The sequence below is a fragment of the Aeromonas sp. DSM 116730 genome (genome assembly GCF_046581335.1).
GTDB lineage: Bacteria > Pseudomonadota > Gammaproteobacteria > Enterobacterales > Aeromonadaceae > Aeromonas > Aeromonas rivipollensis.
The window spans coordinates 2328590-2350047 of sequence record NZ_CP144265.1; the positions used below are offsets into that span (position 1 = coordinate 2328590).

Annotated in this window: 19 protein-coding genes and 1 other annotated feature; of the genes, 14 read left to right on the forward strand and 5 right to left on the reverse strand. The window is 61.7% G+C overall.

Annotated features, from left to right (window positions below):
• Nucleotides 1-40 precede the first annotated feature (40 nt).
• Nucleotides 41-286, reverse strand: coding sequence for a hypothetical protein (locus Aeroheme_RS10605; protein ID WP_411165800.1), 246 nt, complete (start codon nucleotides 284-286; stop codon nucleotides 41-43).
• A 185-nt stretch (nucleotides 287-471) separates the two neighbouring features.
• Nucleotides 472-596, forward strand: a sequence feature (His leader region).
• A gap of 28 nt (nucleotides 597-624) precedes the next feature.
• Here Aeroheme_RS10605 and hisG point away from each other — a divergent pair.
• The 13 genes from hisG to Aeroheme_RS10670 all read left to right on the forward strand — a co-directional run bounded on the left by hisG (nucleotide 625) and on the right by Aeroheme_RS10670 (nucleotide 16337).
• Nucleotides 625-1521 (forward strand): ATP phosphoribosyltransferase, encoded by an 897-nt coding sequence (hisG, locus tag Aeroheme_RS10610; protein ID WP_106886822.1) that lies wholly within the window; start codon nucleotides 625-627, stop codon nucleotides 1519-1521.
• Between the two features lie 12 nt (nucleotides 1522-1533).
• Nucleotides 1534-2844 carry a histidinol dehydrogenase gene (hisD, locus tag Aeroheme_RS10615; protein ID WP_411165801.1) on the forward strand — a complete coding sequence of 437 codons (1311 nt, stop codon included), beginning with the start codon at nucleotides 1534-1536 and terminating at the stop codon, nucleotides 2842-2844.
• Nucleotides 2841-3941, forward strand: a complete 1101-nt coding sequence (hisC, locus tag Aeroheme_RS10620; protein WP_163136786.1) for a histidinol-phosphate transaminase — start codon at nucleotides 2841-2843, stop codon at nucleotides 3939-3941. The genes hisD and hisC overlap by 4 nt, the downstream gene beginning before the upstream one ends.
• A gap of 12 nt (nucleotides 3942-3953) precedes the next feature.
• Complete coding sequence (hisB, locus tag Aeroheme_RS10625; protein WP_234690043.1) at nucleotides 3954-5087, forward strand: bifunctional histidinol-phosphatase/imidazoleglycerol-phosphate dehydratase HisB; 1134 nt, start codon at nucleotides 3954-3956, stop codon at nucleotides 5085-5087.
• Entirely contained in the window at nucleotides 5087-5719 is a 633-nt protein-coding gene (hisH, locus tag Aeroheme_RS10630) for an imidazole glycerol phosphate synthase subunit HisH (RefSeq protein ID WP_368169641.1), read from the forward strand. The genes hisB and hisH overlap by 1 nt, the downstream gene beginning before the upstream one ends.
• Nucleotides 5720-5724: 5 nt before the next feature.
• Nucleotides 5725-6459, forward strand: coding sequence for a 1-(5-phosphoribosyl)-5-[(5-phosphoribosylamino)methylideneamino]imidazole-4-carboxamide isomerase (gene hisA, locus Aeroheme_RS10635; RefSeq protein ID WP_168235073.1), 735 nt, complete (start codon nucleotides 5725-5727; stop codon nucleotides 6457-6459).
• A 153-nt stretch (nucleotides 6460-6612) separates the two neighbouring features.
• On the forward strand, nucleotides 6613-7722 hold the full coding sequence (locus Aeroheme_RS10640) for a two-component system response regulator (protein WP_411165802.1): 1110 nt from the start codon (nucleotides 6613-6615) through the stop codon (nucleotides 7720-7722).
• On the forward strand, nucleotides 7715-9874 hold the full coding sequence (locus Aeroheme_RS10645; protein WP_411165803.1) for a PAS domain S-box protein: 2160 nt from the start codon (nucleotides 7715-7717) through the stop codon (nucleotides 9872-9874). The genes Aeroheme_RS10640 and Aeroheme_RS10645 overlap by 8 nt, the downstream gene beginning before the upstream one ends.
• A complete protein-coding gene (locus Aeroheme_RS10650; RefSeq protein WP_411165804.1) occupies nucleotides 9871-13839 on the forward strand; it encodes a PAS domain S-box protein in 3969 nt (1322 codons plus the stop codon). The genes Aeroheme_RS10645 and Aeroheme_RS10650 overlap by 4 nt, the downstream gene beginning before the upstream one ends.
• Nucleotides 13840-14015: 176 nt before the next feature.
• The gene (gene hisF / locus Aeroheme_RS10655; RefSeq protein WP_025326924.1) at nucleotides 14016-14789 is read left to right on the forward strand and encodes an imidazole glycerol phosphate synthase subunit HisF; all 774 of its coding nucleotides are present in this window, start codon (nucleotides 14016-14018) and stop codon (nucleotides 14787-14789) included.
• Nucleotides 14782-15411 carry a bifunctional phosphoribosyl-AMP cyclohydrolase/phosphoribosyl-ATP diphosphatase HisIE gene (gene hisIE / locus Aeroheme_RS10660; RefSeq protein WP_111910570.1) on the forward strand — a complete coding sequence of 210 codons (630 nt, stop codon included), beginning with the start codon at nucleotides 14782-14784 and terminating at the stop codon, nucleotides 15409-15411. The genes hisF and hisIE overlap by 8 nt, the downstream gene beginning before the upstream one ends.
• A 228-nt stretch (nucleotides 15412-15639) precedes the next feature.
• On the forward strand, nucleotides 15640-15930 hold the full coding sequence (locus tag Aeroheme_RS10665) for a hypothetical protein (protein ID WP_262110228.1): 291 nt from the start codon (nucleotides 15640-15642) through the stop codon (nucleotides 15928-15930).
• A 107-nt stretch (nucleotides 15931-16037) separates the two neighbouring features.
• Nucleotides 16038-16337, forward strand: coding sequence for a hypothetical protein (locus Aeroheme_RS10670; RefSeq protein ID WP_290071944.1), 300 nt, complete (start codon nucleotides 16038-16040; stop codon nucleotides 16335-16337).
• Nucleotides 16338-16689: 352 nt separating this feature from the next.
• Here the strand turns inward: Aeroheme_RS10670 and Aeroheme_RS10675 are convergent, their stop codons facing one another.
• From Aeroheme_RS10675 to Aeroheme_RS10690, 4 genes are all read right to left on the reverse strand, one after another.
• Nucleotides 16690-17328, reverse strand: coding sequence for a pentapeptide repeat-containing protein (locus Aeroheme_RS10675; RefSeq protein WP_111910567.1), 639 nt, complete (start codon nucleotides 17326-17328; stop codon nucleotides 16690-16692).
• A gap of 9 nt (nucleotides 17329-17337) precedes the next feature.
• The gene (locus tag Aeroheme_RS10680; protein WP_411165805.1) at nucleotides 17338-17979 is read right to left on the reverse strand and encodes a CatA-like O-acetyltransferase; all 642 of its coding nucleotides are present in this window, start codon (nucleotides 17977-17979) and stop codon (nucleotides 17338-17340) included.
• Nucleotides 17980-18080: 101 nt separating this feature from the next.
• Nucleotides 18081-18668, reverse strand: coding sequence for a TetR family transcriptional regulator (locus tag Aeroheme_RS10685; protein ID WP_411165806.1), 588 nt, complete (start codon nucleotides 18666-18668; stop codon nucleotides 18081-18083).
• A gap of 177 nt (nucleotides 18669-18845) precedes the next feature.
• On the reverse strand, nucleotides 18846-20468 hold the full coding sequence (locus Aeroheme_RS10690) for an acyl-CoA synthetase (RefSeq protein WP_411165807.1): 1623 nt from the start codon (nucleotides 20466-20468) through the stop codon (nucleotides 18846-18848).
• Nucleotides 20469-20815: 347 nt separating this feature from the next.
• Between Aeroheme_RS10690 and Aeroheme_RS10695 the strand changes: the two genes are divergently transcribed.
• Nucleotides 20816-21343, forward strand: coding sequence for a glycine zipper 2TM domain-containing protein (locus Aeroheme_RS10695; RefSeq protein ID WP_213344973.1), 528 nt, complete (start codon nucleotides 20816-20818; stop codon nucleotides 21341-21343).
• The last annotated feature ends 115 nt before the right edge of the window (nucleotides 21344-21458 follow it).

Sequence of the window (21458 nt, forward strand, 5' to 3'; positions counted from 1 at the left end):
TTATGCCAAAAGCATGGCGAAAGCGGGACTGATAATGCGTTCAGACGAAGAGATCGATCTGATGGTCCGGATCCGGCTTGTGATCATCCTCCTGCGCCTTTGGCTGATCACGCCTGGCCGGGTGATGCCCCTGCTGATACTGCTGGGCGCCGCCGCCGTTGTCAGTGCCAACCTTGCGCAACTGATGCTTCTGGCTGATTTGGGTCACCTCCCGCTTGATGTCGTCGGGGCTCGGGGTCGACGGCGCGCGCGGCAAGATGGGGAATAACAGGTCCTGGCTGGGCATGGTGATCACTCCTCAGGCTATCTTGATTAGTTATCGACCAGAAAACCGTTTTCTCCACTTTAATCGGGCAAATCACAATTTCAGGTTGCATTTTCTGTCAAGGCAGGTAGTTTAAATCAGGCGTCAACTACGACATCTTATTTGTAAAGGATTGATTACATGAAGTTCACCCTGCTGAAGACTCATCATCACCATCATCATCCCGACTAGTCTTTCAGGAGGTTGACTGCTGGAAGACACTTAACTGGTGACTTCCAAAAGGACCGCAAGATTCATGAACCCTCGGAAGCACACACTTCCGAGGGTTTTTTCGTTTTTGACTAGAAGGAAATCGAGCAATGGAAACACAACGTCTGCGCATCGCCATGCAAAAATCCGGTCGCCTGAGCCAGGACTCCCAGGCCCTGTTCAAGAGCTGCGGCCTCAAGATCAACCTGCGCGAGCAGCGCCTTATCGCCCACGTGGAGAACATGCCCATCGACATACTGCGGGTGCGTGATGACGACATCCCGGGGCTGGTGATGGAAGGGGTGGTGGACCTTGGCATCATAGGCGAGAACGTGCTGGAAGAGGTGCAGCTCATTCGCGCCTCCCAGGATCTGCCCTATCAGGTCAAGACCCTCAAGCAGCTCGACTTCGGTGGCTGCCGCCTCTCCCTGGCGGTACCGGAAGATGTCACCTACACAGGGCCACAGAGTCTGGCAGGCAAGCGCATCGCCACCTCCTACCCCGGGCTGCTCAAGCGCTTCTTCGACGAGAAGGGTCTTAATTTCAAGAGCGTGATGCTGGGCGGCTCGGTGGAAGTGGCGCCTCGCGCAGGCTTGGCCGATGCCATCTGCGATCTGGTCTCCACTGGCGCTACCCTGGAGGCCAACGGCCTCAAAGAGGTGGAGGTGATCTACCGCTCCAAGGCGGTACTGGTGCAGGCCCCCAACCCCTTGAGTGAGGCCAAGCAGAAGCTCATCGACAAGCTGCTGCCACGCATCCAGGGGATGCAGCAGGCTCGCGAGAGCAAGTACATCATGCTGCACGCCCCCAAGGACAAGCTCGATGCCATCACGGATCTGCTGCCGGGCGCTGAGCGCCCCACCATAATGCAGCTGGCCGGTGACACCAATCAGGTGGCGCTGCACGTCGTCTCCAGCGAGACCCTGTTCTGGGAGACCATGGAGCAGCTCAAGGCCCTCGGCGCCAGCTCCATCCTGGTGCTGCCCATCGAAAAGATGATGGAATAAGGAAGGGATATCATGCAGACCCTGATCTGGAAGACCCTCTCCTCCGCCCAACAGGCCGACGTGCTGACCCGGCCGGCGCTCAATGACGAGGCGGACATAGGTGCCGTGGTCAAGGAGATCATCGGCGCCGTGCGCAGCCGTGGCGACGACGCCCTGCGGGAACTCGGCCTGCGCTTCGAGCGCGCCCCCCGCGAACAGCTGCGCGTCAGCGAGGACGAAATCGAGGCCGCCTGCGCGCGGCTGGATGACGGTATCAAGGGTGCCATTGAAGCGGCCATCGCCAACATTCGCACCTTCCACGCCGCGCAAGCGCAGCCCGTGGTGCGGGTGGAGACCCAGCCCGGGGTGGTGTGCGAGCTGCGCACCCAGCCCATCAGCCGGGTCGGCCTCTATGTGCCCGGGGGCAGCGCGCCGCTCCCCTCCACAGTGATGATGCTGGCCATTCCGGCAAGCCTGGCCGGCTGCCGCGAGGTGGTGCTCTGCACCCCCTCTCCGGCCAGCGACGAGATACTGTTTGCCGCCCGCGCCTGTGGCGTCGAAAAGGTGTTCGCCATCGGCGGCGCCCAGGCCATCGCCGCCATGGCTTACGGCACCCAGAGCATTCCCAAGGTGGACAAGATTTTCGGCCCGGGCAACGCCTACGTGACCGAAGCCAAGGGCCAGGTCTCCCGCGACTGGCGCGGCGCCGCCATCGACATGCCCGCCGGCCCCTCCGAGGTGCTGGTGATTGCGGACGAGAGCGCCAATCCTGCCTTCGTGGCCGCGGATCTGCTCTCCCAGGCCGAGCACGGTCCCGACAGCCAGGTGGTGCTGGTGACCACTTCGCCGCTCCTGGCAGACGCCATCGCAGGCGAGATCAAGGGCCAGCTGGGCCAGCTCAGCCGCCGCGATATCGCCGCCCAGGCGCTCGGCAGCAGCCTGGTGATCCTCTGCGACAATCTGGACGAGGCCTGCGCCATCTCCAACGCCTATGCGCCGGAGCACCTGATAGTGCAGACCCAAGCACCCCGCGATCTGCTGGACAGACTCGAGAACGCCGGCTCCATCTTCTTGGGCGCCTGGACGCCCGAGTCGGTCGGCGATTACGCCAGCGGCACCAACCACACCCTGCCCACCTACGGCTATGCCCGCACCTGCTCCAGCCTCGGGCTCGCGGATTACCAGCGCCGCTACACGGTGCAGGAGCTGAGTATCGAGGGGATCCAGGGCCTTGGCCCCATAGTCCAGCGCATCGCCGATGCGGAAGGGCTGGATGCCCATAAAAACGCCGTCACCCTCAGATTGAACGCACTTTCAAGCCAGCAGCAGAAGGATTTGTCATGAGCATCGCCAATCTGGCTCGCCGCGTGGTGCGGGCCCTCACCCCCTATCAATCCGCCCGTCGCATCGGTGGTCAGGGTCATGTCTGGCTCAATGCCAACGAGGCGCCGCTGGCCTACCCCTTCACCATCGAGGGCAACCGCCTCAACCGCTACCCCGAGTGCCAGCCGGCCGAGGTGGTCAACGGCTACGCCGCCTACGCCGGGGTCAATCCGAGCCAGGTGCTGGTGAGTCGCGGCGCCGACGAGGCCATCGAGCTGCTGATCCGCACCTTCTGCGAGGCGGGGGAAGATCAGATCCTCATCTGCCCTCCCACCTACGGCATGTACGCCATCAGCGCCGAGACCTGCGGCGTCGGCATCGTCGAGCAGCCGCTCACCGCCAGCCGTCAGCCGGACTGGCCCGCCATCGCGGATCGCCTCTCCGACGTGAAGCTGGTGTTCCTCTGCTCCCCCAACAACCCCACCGGGGATCTGGTGGGCCGCAAGGGGCTCATCGCCTTGCTGGAGAAGGCCCGGGAGCGCGCCATAGTGGTGGTGGACGAGGCCTACATCGAGTTCTGCCCGGAAGGCTCAGTGGTGGATCTGCTGGACCAATACCCCAATCTGGTGGTGACTCGCACCCTCTCCAAGGCCTTTGCCCTGGCGGGGATCCGCTGCGGCTTTACCTTGGGCAATCCCGAGGTGATCACCATGCTGGCCAAGGTGATAGCCCCCTACCCCATCCCCGAGCCCATCGCCCAGATAGCGGCCCAGGCCCTCTCCCCCATGGGGCTGGCGCTGATGCAGGAGCGGGTGCAGGAGCTCAACAAGCAGAAGGCCCTCATCAAGGCCGAGCTGCTTCGGCTTGGCTGCGTGAAAGAGGTGTTCGAGGACAAGGGCAACTTCGTGCTGGTGCGCTTCACCGATGGCGCCGCCGTCTTTGCCGCCATGAAAGCCGCCGGCATCATCTTGCGTGATTTTTCCAGCAAACCGGGCCTGGACAACAGCATCCGCATCACCATCGGCTATCAGGGAGAGATGGACGCCGTCCTCACCGTGCTGCGCGATCTATCGAACAGCACCCCCTCAGCCAGCAACCCGTCTGCCGCCAGCGTATAAGGAAGTAGCCAGATGAAGACCCCGTTTTTGTTTATCGACCGTGACGGCACCCTGATAGAAGAGCCGGTGACCGACAAGCAGGTGGACAGCCTCGCCAAGCTGCGCTTCGAGCCCATGGTGATCCCGGTGCTGCGCGAGCTGCAGGCCGCCGGATACGTGCTGGTGATGGTGACCAACCAGGATGGGCTGGGCACCGCCAGCCTGCCGCTGGAGAACTTCCAGCCCCCTCAGGATCTGATGATGCACCTCTTTGAATCCCAAGGGGTGAACTGGGAGCAGGTGCTGATCTGCCCCCACTTCCCCACCGACGGTTGCAGCTGCCGCAAGCCGAACCTCGGGTTGGTGAAGGAGTACCTCGCCTCGGGTCGTATCGACTTTGCCAACTCCTTCGTGATTGGCGACAGACAGACAGATCTGCAGCTTGCCGAGAACATGGGCATCCGCGGCATTCGCTACCAGCCGCAGGATCACGACTGGCTTGCCATCCGTGATCAGCTGCTCTCCAAGGGGCGTGTGGCCGAGGTGGAGCGCTACACCAAGGAGACCCGCATCCAGGTGGCGGTGGACTTGGACAAGAGCGGCGGCAACCAGATTGCCACCGGCATCGGCTTCTTCGATCACATGCTGGATCAGATAGCCACCCACGCCGGGTTCCGCCTCAAGCTGAAAGTCAGCGGCGATCTGCACATCGACGATCACCACACGGTGGAAGATGTGGGGCTGGCCCTGGGTCAGGCCCTGCGCCAGGCCCTTGGCAACAAGCGCGGCATAGGTCGCTTCGGCTTCGTGCTGGCGATGGACGAGGTGCAGGCGGTGATCGATGGCCGCCCGCGCCATACCACCGATACCCCCTCCCTCACCGAGCTGGACGTGGCCACGGCGCTGGATTTGAGCGGCCGCCCCTACTTCGTGTTCGACTGCCCGAGCGGCTTTGGCCGCGACAGCGTGGGCGAGATGGCCACCGAGATGGTGCCCCACTTCTTCCGCTCCCTCTCGGACGCCATGGCCATCACCCTGCAGATGAAGGTCGGCAGCGGCAACACCCACCACCAGGTGGAGGCGCTGTTCAAGGGCTTTGGCCGCGCACTGCGTCAGGCCATCCGGGTGGAAGGGAGCGAACTCCCCTCCAGCAAGGGGGTGCTGTGATGGGTTTGAGTAAGCAAAACCTCGTCATCATCGATACGGGCTGTGCGAACCTCGCCTCGGTGCGGATGGCGTTCGAGCGTCTCGGCGCGGCGCCGCAGGTCTCCTGCCAGGCCGCCGACATCGAGCAGGCAGACAAGCTGATCCTGCCCGGGGTGGGCACTGCGGTGGCCGCCATGAAAAACCTCAACGAACGGGGACTGGTGCCCCTTATTCGCGCCGCCAAGCAGCCCCTGCTGGGCTTTTGTCTCGGCATGCAGATGCTGGCACAGGCCTCCGAGGAGACCATGAGTGGCAGTGACGGATCGGATGAGGGCTTGATCGAGGGCCTCGGCATAGTGCCTGGCAGGATCCGGCTGATGGAGGTGGGCAATCTGCGCCTGCCCCACATGGGCTGGAACCAGATTGAGCACGATGAGACCCACCCGTTGCTGAGAGGGATCCGAAGCGGCAGCTACTTCTACTTCGTCCACTCCTACGCCCTGGAGGTGACGGAGGCGACCCTCGCCAGCTGCGACTATGGTCAGCCCTTCACCGCCATCGTCGGCCGTGACAACTTCTTCGGCGCCCAATTCCACCCGGAACGCTCAGGGAGTGCCGGTGCCCGTTTACTGCAAAACTTTCTGGAGCTGTAACAAGGATGATCATTCCCGCAATTGACCTCATCAATGGCCAGGTAGTCCGACTCTATCAGGGGGACTACGGCCAGAAGACCGCATACAGCAGCAGCCCCCAGGCCCGCTTCGACGACTATGTTGCCCAGGGGGCGGAGCAGCTTCACCTGGTGGATCTGGACGGCGCCAAGGATGCCAAGGCGCGCCAGCTCGCCCTCATCACCGAGCTGCTCGCCGTAACCCAGGCGCCTGTGCAGGTGGGCGGCGGCGTGCGCAGCGAGCAGGACGTGGCGGACCTCTTGGCCGCCGGCGCCAACCGGGTAGTGGTCGGCTCCACCGCCGTCAAGTCCCCGGATCTGGTGGCAAGCTGGATGGAAAAATACGGCCCCGAGCGCATAGTGCTGGCGCTGGACGTCAATATCGATGCCCAGGGCAATCGCCAGATTGCGGTGGCAGGTTGGCAGGAGAACAGCGGCGTGAGCCTTGAGGCGCTGATCGAGCGCTTCCTCCCCGCCGGGCTCAAGCACGTGCTCTGCACCGACATCAGCCGAGATGGGACGCTTTCGGGCAGCAACGTCGAGCTCTACCGGGATCTCTGCGCCCGCTACCCCAGCGTGGCGTTTCAGGCCTCAGGCGGCATCGGCGGCCTGGCCGACATAGAGGCGCTCAAGGACACTGGCGTCAAGGGGGTCATCCTCGGCCGCGCGCTCCTCGAGGGCAAGTTCGACGTGAAGCAGGCCATCGCCTGCTGGGATGAATGACCACGGGATCACCCGGTGATCCCTAAGGTGCCTGTCCTGCCATCAGCGTCGGAACAGGCACCTCTTCTTCTGAGGGCGCAGCGGCAAGCCCTTATAATCTGGAAGCAATTGACTCTATACTCGGACTCATCGAGATAACGTCACGGAAGGCTTATGTTCACATCTCACTGTGCCACCATCCTCATCGTCGATGACTCTCCCGAGAACCTGATGGTGCTGACCGAATTGCTCTCACCCACCTATAGGGTGCTCGCCGCCCAGAGCGGGGAGAAGTGCCTGCGCATTGCCAGTGGCAAGGCGAGACCGGATCTCATCCTGCTGGACGTGATGATGCCCGGCATGGACGGCTATGAGGTACTCAGACAGCTGCGCACCAACCCTGAGACCCACCGCATTCCCGTGGTACTGCTCACCGCCCTCGCCGATCCCCAAAGCGAGGAGTTCGGCCTGTCGCTCGGGGCCGTCGACTACATCACCAAACCCATCAAGCCTGTCATCGTCCAGGCGCGGGTGCGCACCCAGCTGGAGGCCAAGCAGGCCCGGGATGGTCTGCACGATCAGAATGCGGCCCTGGAGGCCGAGGTCGCTCGCCGGATGACCGAAAACGATCTGATCCAGCAGGTCTCCATCCGGGCGCTGGCCCATCTGGCGGAGATCCGCGATCCCGAGACCGGCAATCACATCCTGCGCACCCAGGCCTATGTACGGCTGCTGGCGAGCGCCCTTGCCGGTCACCCCCGCTTTGCCGAGACACTGTCGCCGGATTACATCGATCTGCTGAGCCGCTCCGCCCCCCTGCACGACATCGGCAAGGTCGGCATTCCCGACCATATTCTGCTCAAGCCGGGCAAGCTGACCCCCGAGGAGTGGCAGATCATGCGTACCCACGCCAAGCTCGGCAGCGACGCCATCGAGGAGGCCGAGCGGGATATGGAGCAGCCATTGGCCTTCCTCACCCTGGCCAAGGAGATAGCTCACTGGCACCACGAGAAGTGGGACGGCAGCGGCTACCCGGACGGCCTCTGTGGCGACGCCATTCCTCTCTCGGCCAGGTTGATGGCGCTGGCGGATGTGTTTGACGCCCTCATCAGCGTCCGGGTCTACAAACCAGCCATGTCCTATGAGGAGGCGCGCACCCTGATCCTCTCTGGCAGCGGTCGACATTTTGACCCGGACGTTGCGGCAGTCTTCGACTGCCATTTCGAACAGTTCGTCACCATAGCCGAGCGTTATCAGGATGACGCCGAGGTCGCCCATGGCTGAACAGCCTCCCCTGACCCGAGCCCATGTGCTCAACGTGGTGCTCACCTATGCCGCCGTGGCAAGCCTGTGGATCCTGCTCTCGGACAAGGCGGTGGAGTGGCTCTTCAGCACTCCGGCCCAGTTCGCCCTGGCCAGCACCATCAAGGGCTGGCTGTTTATCCTCATCACAGCGCTCATGCTCTATACCATGCTGCGCCGCCGCATCAATCAATCCACGGCAAGCCCCCGGCTCTCCGGGCGCCAGTGGCTGCCCATACTGCTGCTCAACAGCCTCATTCTGGCCCTGACTGCCATGGCCATCGCCCAGAACATCGGGCTGACCCGTGACAAGGAGGTCGCCCGGCTCGAAACCATCGCCGATCTCAAGAGCCGACGTATCACAGAGTGGCTGGGCAATCGGGAGCAGGATCTGCGCCAGATCATCGACAACCCGCGCTATGGGGATCTCTCACCTTCCAGGCAGAGAACCAAGCCGTCTGATGAACAGGCACAACGGCTGACGCGGCTGGTGGAGTTCATCTCGGCAGAAGGATTCGATGCCGCGGCCCTCTTCGACCCGGCTGGCCAGACCCTGTGGCAGACCCCGGGGGCGGGCGTCATGAATGCCACATTGCGCGGCGCCCTGGCCCGGGTGACCGCGGGCAAGGTACTCAGGGTCGGACCCTATCTGGATGAGCTGGGCCAGCCCAGGATCGACTTCGTGGCGCCTCTGACCACGGCGGCGGGGCCGGCGCCCGTCATAGTGCTGCAGATAAGCGGCAGCCACTGGATAAACCAGATCCTCAAACCCTGGCCCATCCCCGACAGCAGTGGTGAAGCCACGCTGTTTCGCCAGCGCGCAGATCAGGTGCAGTATCTGAGCGACCTACGTTACCGCCCCGACTCGGCCCTTCGCCTGCACCTTCCGCTCCATCACGACACCTTGCTGGCGGCCCAGTATCTGCGTCTGGATGCCGGGCAACGAGGGCCCAGGGTGCTCATTGGCAAGGATTATCGCGACACGGCGGCCTTTGGCGTCGTCTACCCGGTCGAGGGCACGGACTGGTATCTGCTGGCCAAGATAGACAAGGCCGAGCTCAACCAGGCCAGCTTCAAGGAGAGCATCTGGATTGGTCTCATCAGCCTGCTGGTGCTCTTCGTCACCAACGCCGGCATCATATTGATGCGCCAGCACACCCGACTGCTGATGACCGAACAGGTCCGCCACTCCCAGGCACAACGGCTGCAGGCGTTGCAACTGCTCTCCGCCATCGCCGACAGCTCGGAGGATGCCATCTTCGCCAAGGACAGAGAGGGCAAATACATACTGTTCAATCGCGCCGCCAGCCAGTTCGTGGGCAAGCCGGCCGCCGAGATGCTGGGCCAGGATGACCTGGCCATCTTCCCCCCCGATCAGGCTCGGATGCTGATGGCCGCCGGCCGCCGGGTGATAGAAAACAACCGGGTGCAAACCGAGGAGGAGTATCTCACCCTGCCCTGCGGCGATCGGGTATTCCTCGCCACCAAGGGGCCGCTGCAGGATAAAGACGGTCAGGTGATCGGCATCTTCGGTATCTCCCGCGACATCACGGGCTTCAAGCGTGCCGAGGCAGATTTGCGGGAGCGGGAGGGACTGTTTCGCGCCCTTGTGGAGCAATCCCTTGCCGGCATCTACATCATCCAGCAGGGCAGACTCTGCTACATCAACCCCTGTTTTGCCCACCTGTTTGGCTATGACTCCCCCGGTGCCCTGCTCGGCGTCGGCCCCCTGCACGCCCTGGCAAGCCCGGAGGACAGCGAACGGGTGGCCGAGCTGGTGCTGCGCTGCGAGCAGGAGGGTGGCGACATCCATGCCCGCTTCAGCGCCCTGCACCACGGCAGCCAGGCCCTGGAGGTGGAGCTGTACGGGCGGCGTGTCGACTATCGCGGCCAGCCCGCCGTGCTCGGGCTCTTGCTCGATGTCACAGAGCGGGAGCAGGTCGAGCAGGCACTGACCCGCCAGGCCATGGAGCTGCGCCAGCAAAACGAGGAGCTGGAGCGTTTCAACAAGGTGATGGTGGACAGGGAGCTCGCCATGCTGACCCTCAAGCACCAGATCAATGAACTCTCACGCCAGCTCGGGCTACCGCCGCCCTACCCCCAGGCCCCCATGCCGCCGGAGGAGCACCCATGATGAACCGACCGCAACTGTGGCACGTCCGCCCGGCCACCCAGCGCTGGGGCGTCTGCCTGCTGGCCCTGCTGCTGCCCGTCCTGATGCTGCAGATCCGGGTCCAGCTGCCCATCGCCTTTGGCGAGCGGCCGTTGCTGGTGCTCTTCATGCTGCCCATCATCATCTGCGCCCTGCTGGGGGGCTTGCTGCCAGGCCTGCTCTGCACCCTGATCACTGCCCTGGTCACCACCTATTTCCTGCTGCCCCCGATCCATGAGCTGACAGTGGCGGCCGGTCAGGATCTGGTGCAGTGGGGACTCCTGATCGCCAACGGCGTGCTCGTCAGCCTGCTCAGCGCCGCCATCCACCACTCCCGCGCCCGGGAGATCCAGCGCTGGCAGGAACTGATCAGCACCCAATCCCGCCTGCAACAGAGCGAAAACCGCTTCCAGGTCACCTTCGAGCAGGCGGCGGTCGGCATCGCCCTGGTCGCCCCCGATGGGGGCTGGCTGCGGGTCAATCAGCGCCTGTGCGACATGCTGGGCTACAGTGCCGATGAGCTAATGGGCATGAGCTTCCAGCAGATCACCCACCCGGACGATCTCTTCATCGATCAGCACTATGTCACCAGGATGCTGGCAGGGGAGCTGCCCCACTACACCCTGGAGAAGCGCTATCTGCGCAAGGGGGGCGAGATCATCTGGACGACACTGACGGTGGCCCTGGTCAGGGATCTCGAGGGAGAGCCCGATTACTTCATCTCCATCATCGAGGACAATCAGCAGAACAAGGAGACCGAAGAGGCCCTGCGCCGCAACGAGGGGATACTGCGAGAATCCCAGCGGCTGGCCAAGATCGGCAACTGGCGCTGGCGTGTCAGCGACGACAGCCACTTCTGGTCCCCGGAGATCTACCGCATCTACGGCCGTGATCCCGCCCTCCCCCCCGCCGTCTATCCCGAGGTGAAAAAATACTTCACCCAGGAGGGTTGGCACACCCTAGCCCAGGCCGTCGAGCGCTGCCTGCACAACGGGCAACCCTATGAATGCGATGCCGGCGTCATCAACGAGCAGGGGAACCCCGTCTGGGTCATCGCCCGTGGTGCTGCCTTGCGGGACGGGGACGGCAATGTCGTCGAGCTCTATGGCACTGTGCAGGACATCACGGAGCGCAAGCTGGCCGAGCAGCAGTTGCTGCACAATCAGCAGGTGGCGCTCGATACCCAACGCCGCGCCCGCCTGGCGGCACTGAACCTGATGGACGATGCCATCAGTGCCCGGGTCCGAGCCGAGTCCATCAGCAGCGCCCTGCGCGAGAGCGAGCAACGGCTGCTGATGGCCCAGGAGGGCGCCCACGTCGGGATCTGGGAGTGGGACATGGTCAATGATCACCTCTTCTTCTCCCCGGAGTGCGCCCGCCTCTATGGCCGCCACGCCGAACAACTCACGACCTTTCACGCCTGGCAGGCTTGCCTGCACCCGGAGGACAAGCCCCGTATCGACGCCTTGCTGTCCGAACTGTCGGTCAGTGACAAGCCCTTCGAAATCGAGTTCCGGATCCTGCTGCCAAACGGTGACCTATGCTGGCTGGTGAGCAAGGGCAGCGTCTATCGGGATGCCTGGCAGCGCCCCCTGCGTCTGCTCGGCATCCATCTTGACATAACAGAGCGCAAGCAGGCCGAGCAACAGCTGAGGCAACTCTCCCTGGCTCTGGAGCAGAGCCCGGATGGCGTCTTCATCACGGATACCCAGGCCCGCATCGAATATGTCAACGCGGCCTTCCTGGCCATCAGCGGCTACCGACAGGACGAGGTCATCGGTCAGACTCCCTCACTGCTGCGCTCCGGCCTCACCCCCAGAGCCACCTATATCGCCCTGTGGGATGCCATCAAGCGCGGCCAGCGCTGGCACGGCGAGTTCGTCAACCGGCGCAAGGACGGCTCACACTATCAGGTGCTGGCGGCCATCTCCCCCATTCGCCAGGAGAACGGGGGGGTGACCCACTATGTGGCGGTACAGGCCGACATCACAGAGAAGAAACAGCTCGGCGAGGAGCTGGATCAGTACCGTTACCACCTGGAGGAGATGGTCAACGAGCGCACCCTGCAACTGGCCCAGGCCCATCAGCGCGCCGAAAGCGCCAACCGCGCCAAGAGCGCCTTCCTGGCCAACATGAGCCACGAGATCCGCACGCCCATGAACGCCATCCTGGGGTTGACGTATCTGCTCAAGCGCGACACCCCGGACAGCACCCAGCACGAGCGGCTGGAGAAGATCGACAATGCCGCCCAGCACCTGCTTACCATCATCAATGACATCCTGGATCTCTCCAAGATAGATGCGGGCAAGATGGCGCTGGAGCAAGGTGACTTCTCCCTCACCGCCATGCTGGACAACGTCAGCGCCCTGATGAGCGAGCAGGCCCGCGCCAAGGGCCTCAGCCTCATGGTCGACATGGGAGACTCCCCCACCTGGGTTCATGGCGACATCACCCGCCTGCGCCAGGCACTGCTCAACTACGCCGCCAATGCCATCAAGTTTACCGAGCAGGGCGCTGTCACCCTGCGGGTACGGATGGCCCGTCCGCTTGCCGGCGGCTACCTGCTGCGCTTCGAGGTAGAAGATACCGGCATCGGCATCAGCCAAGAGCAGTGCGAGAAGCTGTTCCAGGCCTTCGAGCAGGCCGACGTATCCACCACCCGCAAATACGGCGGCACAGGCCTGGGGCTTGCGATCACCAGTCGGCTTGCCGCCCTGATGGGAGGAGAGGCTGGCGTCAACAGCACCCTTGGCCAGGGCAGCTGTTTCTGGTTCACCGCCGCCCTCTCGGCGGGTCAGGGGGAGGCGCCGCAACAGCTCCCGCCTGCGCAGAGCCTGGCGCAGACCTTCTTCCACCACAGGGCCCGGGTGCTGCTGGTGGAGGACAACGCCATCAACCGCGAGGTGGTGCTGGAGCTGCTTTGCCACAGCGGCCTGGTCATCGAGACCGCCGTCAATGGTCAGGAGGCGCTGGAGCGCGTCCGCCAGCATCCCTACGATCTCATCCTGATGGACATACAGATGCCGCTGATGGATGGCTACAGCGCCACCCGCGCCATCCGCGCCCTGCCCGGCCGGGAGCGGATCCCCATACTGGCCCTGACGGCAAGCGCCTTCGAGGAAGACAGGCAGGCGAGCGAATCGGCCGGCATGAACGACTTCATCGCCAAGCCTGTCACCCCCGCCAAGCTGTTTGAGGCGCTGGGGCGCTGGCTGCCCAGCAACGGGATGGTGGAGCCCGATGAGCAGGACCTGCCCAGCGACATGCAGGCAGGCCCCCTCGCCCTCCTGCATGGCTTCCCCGGGCTGGATCTGCAACAGGGGTTGGCGGCACTGCAGGGCAATCAGGACAAATACCTTGCCTTGCTGCGCCACTTCGCCAGCGAGCATGGCCAGGACATGGTCCTGCTCCGCCACCATCTGCAAACCGGTGACAGTGTGACCGCCACCCGACTGGTTCACACCTTGCGCGGGGTCGCGAGCACCCTTGGGATGGCAGATCTCGCGCAGCAGTGCCTGCAGCTGGAACAGAGGCTCGCGGAGGATGGCCTTGAACAGCCCGCCCTGATGACGGCCATCGCCGGGGCCTTGGTTGCCCTGCGCGATCGATTGGGGGAGGAAGCGCCCGCCCCTGCGGCGGAGCTCATCCCGCTTGGCAGCCAGTGGCAAGGGGATCTGCGCCACCAGATGGAGACGCTGCTGGCGCAAAGCGATACCGCCGTGATCCCGCTGTTCGAGCAGTATGCCGCCCCCTTGCGGCTCATGCTGGGGCCACGCAGCGAGACCCTGGCCAGGCAGTTGAAGGCATTCAACTTCGACGGTGCCCTGCTCACCCTTCGCCAATGCGTGGAAGCAGATGAGCCCCCAACAGAAGTGATCTCCCCCCTGCCCGACGGCCCTTCGCTGCCCCCGGGCCAGGCGAAGGGAGACAAAGGGTTGAATCACTGAATAAAGTCATGCATATAGTGTTGGTTCCCCCGGGGCCGCGCCGCCCGATGTGCGCGCCGTTTCCCGCTCAGGATCCAGCAGAGAAAGCATGCCAACCGCTTTTCCGTCCGCCGCCTGATCCTGCGTCACCGGCAGAACGAAGTTTTTTTAACTGTGCTTTACATGGAGCAATGAGCATGTTGTCAAAGCGTATTATCCCCTGCCTCGACGTCAAAGATGGCGTTGTGGTCAAGGGCGTGCAGTTTCGCAACCACGAGGTGATGGGCGGCATAGTCGAGCTGGCCCGCCGCTACGCCGAGGAGGGTGCAGACGAGCTGGTGTTCTATGACATCACCGCCTCGAGCGACGCCCGTGTGGTAGACAAGAGCTGGGTGAGCCGGGTGGCCGAGGTCATCGACATCCCCTTCTGCGTCGCCGGCGGCATCAAGAGCGTGGAGGATGCCCGCCAGATCCTGGAGTTTGGTGCCGACAAGGTCTCCATCAACTCCCCGGCCCTGGCCGATCCCACCCTGATCACCCGACTGGCGGAACGCTTCGGCGTGCAGTGCGTGGTGGTGGGCATCGACTCCTACTTCGATGCGGCGAGCGGCCAGTATCAGGTCAAGCAGTTCACCGGTGACGAGAGCCGCACCCTCACCACCAGCTGGACCACCCTGGAGTGGGTCAAGGAGGTGCAAAAGCGCGGCGCTGGCGAAATCGTGCTGAACGTGATGAACCAGGACGGCATGCGCCAGGGCTATGATCTCGAGCAGCTCAAGCTGGTACGAGCCGTCTGCAAGGTGCCGCTGATTGCCTCAGGTGGTGCTGGCACCATGGCACATTTCCTCGATGCTTTTACCCAGGCCGACGTGGACGGGGCCCTGGCGGCCTCCGTATTCCACAAGGGCCTTATCCCCATTCCCGAATTGAAACGCTGGCTGAAAAACGAAGGAGTCGCCATCCGTGAATAATCCCTTGATTGATCCCACCCTCATCGACCGCCTCGATTGGGCAAAATGTGACGGCATGATCCCCGCCATCGTCCAGCATGCCGCCAGCGGCGAGGTGCTGATGCAGGGCTTCATGACCCGCGAAGCCCTGGAGAAGACCCAGGCCACCGGCCAGGTCACCTTCTTCAGTCGCAGCAAGCAGCGCCTCTGGACCAAGGGGGAGAGCTCGGGCCATGTGCTCAAACTCGTGGCCATCAGCACCGACTGCGATCAGGACTCCTTGCTGGTCGCCGCCGATCCGGTCGGCCCCACCTGCCACCTGGGCACCCCTTCCTGCTTCGACGGTCACCCGCTGCCGCCGCTCGGCTTCCTCGCCGAGCTCGAGCAGATCCTGGCCTCGCGCAAGGGGGCAGACCCGGCTACCAGCTACACCGCCAGCCTCTACGGCAAGGGCACCAAGCGCATCGCCCAGAAGGTGGGTGAAGAGGGAGTGGAAGTAGCCCTGGCCGCCATGGCGAAAGACAGAGAAGAGCTCATCAACGAATCCGCTGACCTGCTCTACCACCTGACGGTGCTGCTGCAAAACGAGGGGCTGGGTCTGAAGGATGTGGTGCAGCGTCTCCATGAACGCCACAACAAGTAGTCTTTGCACCGATAGATAGAGCAAACGGGCCCTGATGGGCCCGTTTTTTATGCACCAGCGTCTCCCCCTCCTCGTGGGAGGATTGACGCCTTTCGAGCCTATTTCTCGGGGATTAGCTCCGTTCCCCTGATCGGGCCGGGATACCAAGGCTTGCCCCCCTGAACAGGGAGTCGCTCATCCCAGGGTCGGCGGCGATAATGGCGCACCACCCTCACCTCCCCAGGCGCGATGAACAAATTTCAGGTTTTCTCCACCCCGGAGGCGCCCGCCGCCTTCACCTTGCTCGACATGGCGTCGGCCAGCTTCCTGGCAGACAAGGCCGTTTTGCTGGCGCAGGGGTTCGAGGTCATAGGCGAACCCATACTGGCCCCTGATGCCCGCACGGCGGCCGAATCCCATCAGCTCAACATGGCCGATCCCAGCCGCCCCTATGGCGGCCCCAGCACCATAAGCCTCTTCGCTTATACCCTGCTTAATGCCCCCCGGCTGTTTGGCAAGGGCAAACCACCAAGGCGCTGACTGAAGCCGACCTGAATAAAGGCCCCTTGGGATGTCGCAAATGGGGCCTGTCCGGCGGGAAAGCCCCCATGGATAATGAAGGGGCACAGTTCACCCCCAGAGGCCCTATGAGCAAATACCAGTTCTTCCGTCAGGGACAGGATCCCGCCAGCGTCACCTTCTTGCTGATGTCTTCCCCCTCTTTTTTACCTGAAAAGGCGCAATTGCTGGAGCAGGGCTTCGAGGTGGTGGGGGATTATATCGACGCAGCCAACGAGAAAGAGGCGCTCGACAAGTTCAAGAGCGGCATGATAGAGCCGCTCGCGGAGTACACCAAGGCCAGTGAAGCAGGGGGACTTTACTACTTCATCACCGGCCTGTGGGAGGCACTGCACAAACGCATCAGGGGCGCCAATCCTCCCCGCTGAGAGGCTAGGGTATGACAGACCCGCCATCTCTTCCCCAGCAAGCAGTGAGCCTGTTGAACTTGCGACAGGCCTTCGCAGAACGAATGGCTGGGCCCTGCAAGACGTGGTGCGGCGCCCTCATGAGCGGCATCAAAAATGATCGGTGTATTGATATCCGACGGCTCACCCGGCTTGCCTCGACCAGTTAAAGGGGTGAGTCTTTGTGATAATAAAAATAAACAAGAGGGAGGCCTATGCCTCCCTTTTAAATCCGAACAAGACCTTACAGTCAAATAATGGTCATGCCCCGGCTTATTGCTCAGCATGATTAAAAAAATATTCACGGCACAAGCCATTGACTGGCATCTGGCTTTCAATCAAACAGCTCGAATCCAAAACCATCCAGCAAGTGGATTGCCTCAAGCCGTGTGAATTTAGTCCCTTTCAGGTGATTGTCCCGCACATCGATACGGTAATTTGTCGCCTCCCTGAAATCAGTACCGTTCAGGTTGGTATTGCCGAACATGCTTTCAGTAAAATCCGAGTATGAGAAATCGGATTTGCTGAAGTCGCCACCTCTGAAGTCCGCTGCCCTTACCTTGCACTCCTCCATGATCATCCCAGGCAATTTAAGACCAAAGAACGAAGAGTCATTTAAAATAGATTTTTTGAACATGAGCTGACCGGGCACCACAAACCTTGACCACTCGGCTTTAGTCCAGTCAACCCCGATAATTTTACACTCTTCGTAAAGCACGGCTAAAAATCGGCTGCTATCAACGCGGAGGTTGCTCAGATCTGAATTTTTGAAGACGCAGTCAACGAACTTGCAACGTTGAAAATGGGCTCCATTGAAGGAGCAATTCACAAAGACACAGTCTTCAAATACTTTTGCGTAGATATGGGTGTCGGCACACTTGAGACCATTGAACTCTTCTTGGTAATACTCGGCGATGCCGTCATCTATTCTATCTTTCATATTGAGCCTTATTGCAATAATTCTGTCATTCACGCTCAGTCTTCATTGAGTGCTGCTTGCAGTTTTATTGAGTGCTGCTTGCAGTTTTTCGAGAAACCTGCCGATATGAATGCCATCAACAAAGGCGTGATGCACCTGCACGGAAAAAGGCAGCATGACACGGCCCTCTCTCTCGGAATACTTTTCCCAATTGAAAAGAGGGATGGCGTTCTCTTTGTCTCCGGAGAATGTATGAGACAGTTGCGTATATGAGAACCAAGGTAGCGGTGAAAATTGAAAAACATTGCCTCCCGCTGGCGCTGTAAAATACGCCTGTTGTGAAAGCGCGGCCTGCTGCGCCGCCAACACATAGGTCTGCAGCGTATCCGTCAATGGGGCGTCAACAACCTTGAATAACTCTGTTTCCTTGTCAAGGTAAGTAAACACAGTATTGATTTGATCGTGTAGCACCACGCGCCCATCCAAGAATCGGTAGCGAAATGCCTCTATTTCATTTGCACACCTGGCCGTGACGAATATCATGGCAAAGGTGAATGATGTCTCCAGCTTGCGGATTTTGTTTATAAATTTCGTCACATCCAGCTCAACGGTCACGCCATAGAGTGGATTGCTGAAATTCTTGAAAATATTGCAATGGAGTGCACGCTCCCACTTGGTTTCATCAACCAGAAGATAGTTTGACACAGCGAAACCGCCTGTTTTAAATGGGTTTAAAAAAGCTTCACATCAAAAGCTTGTGATATCAACATTGCTTAAAGCAGCAATCCAATCTCAATAAATCGTTATCAGGCTGGCTTGCCATCTATCAAGAGTTGTATCGCTGCGCCATAATGCTCGGCAATAATATCGATTGGCGTTGTCAGCAGTGTTTCGTGCTGGATAACAGCCAATGAATTGATAAGCCCCCCCGTCTGGGCAGAAATAAGGTGTGCTCTCAACTCAGCATCCTGCCCGGGTAAACGCTGCGCCAGTTGCTCAACGAATCGAGTTCTAACGACATCCTGTAAACGGGCTCTTATGGTCTCGCTGTCAGAGGCCTGAACCAAAGACACATAGGAACTCATTTTATTTTTAATGTCGCCGGAGATCAGTTCAAGAACGATACGGTATCCCATGCCATCCAATGAACCTGTGAGTGCTTTTTCACAAAAGTCGCTGATGGCCAGCGCTTCGAGAAAAAGTTCCTCCTTGGAGCCGAAATAGCGGATGAGCAATGCGGGATCGACCCCGACTTCCTTTGCGATGGCCCTGAGCGACGTCGCTCTGTAGCCGGTTGAAGAGAAAAGTTTTCGGGCAACATCCAGGATCAAGGCTTTGGTTGTGTCAGCACCACTCAATTTCACCACCCCCTCGGTAACAGCATCCTTGATCATATTCCCTTCCCTTTCCAAGTCGTCATGAGGAGCGATTTTAGGTTTGTCCCCCATGCAAGTCAACGGCGTTGACATGGGTTATTCAACACCGTTGACCTGGACTGTCCTGCGACACATTTACATGACCACAGGAGATGAACTGCCCTCAGATGCCCGTCCGCATCCCCTTCGACGGGATCACTCCAGCTGCTTGCGCAACATGAACTTTTGCACCTTGCCGGTGGAGGTCTTGGGCAGGGGGGTAAATATGATGCGCTTGGGGGCCTTGAAGTGGGCCATCTGCTCGCGGCAGAAGGCGATCAGCTCCGCCTGGCTGAGCACACGCCCCTCCTTGAGTTTCACGAAGGCGCAGGGCACTTCCCCCCACTTCTCGTCCGCCATGGCGATCACCGCGGCCTCGTCCACATCCGGGTGGCGATAGAGCACGTCCTCCACCTCCAGGCTGGAGATGTTCTCCCCGCCCGAGATGATGATGTCCTTGGATCTGTCCTTGATCTCCACGTAGCCATCCGGGTGCCAGACCGCCAGATCCCCGCTACGAAACCAGCCCTCCGCCATCGCCTCTTCGCTCGCCGCCGGGTTCTTGAGGTAGCCCTTCATGACGATGTTGCCGCGCAGGAAGATCTCCCCCAGGGTCTTGCCATCCCGGGGCACAGGCTCGCCGCTGACGGGGTTGACTACCCGCATCTCTCCCTGCAATGGAGAGGCCACCCCCTGGCGCGCCTTGAGCCGGGAGAGCGAAGTGGCATCCTGCCCTTGCCAGCTGCGCTGGGGCTCGCACACCACGCAGGGGCCATAAGTCTCGGTGAGGCCATAGACATGGGTCACGGCTATCCCCATGGCCTCCATGCCGGCGATCACGGTGGCGGGTGGCGCCGCCCCCGCCGTCATCGCCTTGATGGGGTGATCGAGCCCCAGTTTCAGGGCCGGATCGGCGTTGTTCAGCATGTTGAGCACTATGGGGGCGGCGCAAAAATGCGTCACCCTGTGTTCGTGCAGCGCCACATAGATGGCGCCCGCCTGCACATGACGCAGGCAGACGCTCACCCCGGCGGTGGCCGCCAGGGTCCAGGGGAAGCACCAGCCGTTGCAGTGGAACATCGGCAGGGTCCACAGATAGACGGGGTGCTTGGGCAGCTCCCAGGAGAGCACGTTGTTGACCGCATTGAGGTGGGCGCCGCGATGGTGATAGACCACCCCCTTGGGGTTGCCCGTGGTGCCCGAGGTGTAGTTCAGGGAAATCGCCTGCCACTCGTCCGCCGGCAGCCAGCCGGGCTCGTCGCCGTTGCCCCCGGCAATAAAGTCCTCGTAGGTCAGTTCGCCGACCAGCTCCCCCTCCCGATAGAGGGGATCGTCGATGGCGATCACCAGGGGGCTTTGCTCGATCAGCGCCAGCGCCTTGCGCACCAGGGCACCAAACTCCCTGTCCACCAGCACCACCTTGCTCTGGGCATGCTGGAAGATGAAGGCCATGGACTCGGCATCGAGCCGGGTGTTGATGGTGTTGAGCACGGCGCCGCTCATGGGCACGCCGAAGTGGGCCTCGAACATGGCCGGGACATTGGGGGCGACGATGGAAACCGTATCCCCCTCGCCGATGCCCTGCAGACGCAGGGCCGAGGCGAGCTGGCGACAGCGCACCTCGGTCTGGACCCAGCTCTGGCGCAGGGGGCCGTGGATCAGGGCCGGGTAGTCGGGATAGACCCGGGCCGCCCGGGCCAGAAAGCTCAAGGGGGTCAGGGCCTCGAAATTGGCGGGCGTCTTGCCAAGGCCAGTCTCGTAGATGTGCGGCTTTGTCATCGGGTTCCTTCCTCATATGGGCACAAAGCGGGGGGAGTCTCGCGGATCACGGCGCACAAGGCACTTGGCAGGCGGCGGATCCTTATACCCGACGAGGGTACCAAGGGGGCGCACGCCCAGGTATTAGCGAAACGTCTTAAGGGGGCGGCCCTGCTCCAGACTCTCGCGACGCCATCAATCATCTTTTGTCGCCAATCACAGACGCTCCCTTGCCGGGGCCGTTTTTGGCGCAGCCAGTCTCTGTCGCACCCGAAGGGCCATTGCCTTGAGCCCGGGGGCAAAATTGCCAAGAATGAGCCCAGGCCCCAAGGGCAATCACTGTAAGGAGAGAAGAGATGAACACATCCATGTTGGCAGGTATCGGGATCGGTGTGGCCTCTGCACTGGCATTGTCGGCCGCCGCCAGCGGATCCCTGTTTTCATCAGAGCCCCAGTTTGCCGAGGTGCTGGCCAGCAAACCGGTGACCGAGACCATCAAGACGCCGCGCCAGGAGTGCCGCAACGTCACCGTCACCCACCGCAAGCCGGTGCAGGATGAACACAAGATCCTGGGCACAGTGGTCGGTGCGGCCCTCGGGGGCGTGGTGGGCCACCAGTTCGGTGGCGGCAGCGGCAAGAAGGTCGCCACCGTCGCCGGGGCCGCCGCCGGTGGCTATGCCGGCAACCAGGTGCAGGGCAACATGCAGGCGGGGGACACCTACACCACCACGGAGCAGCGCTGCAAGACGGTGCAGGACAGCAGCACCCGCACCCTGGGCTATGACGTCACCTACCGCCTCGCCGGTCAGGAAGGGATAGTGCGGATGGAACAAAAACCCGGCACCACCATTCCGGTCAAGGATGGCAAGCTGGTACTGAGCAACGCGCAGGGTTGATACTCCGTTAGGAGCGCCCTGCCATGGAGAAGGCCCACCCGACGCGGTGGGCCTTTTTCATAGGCGGAGCACTGCCAATCAGGCCAAAGCGCCAACCAGCAAGAAGGGGCCCGCG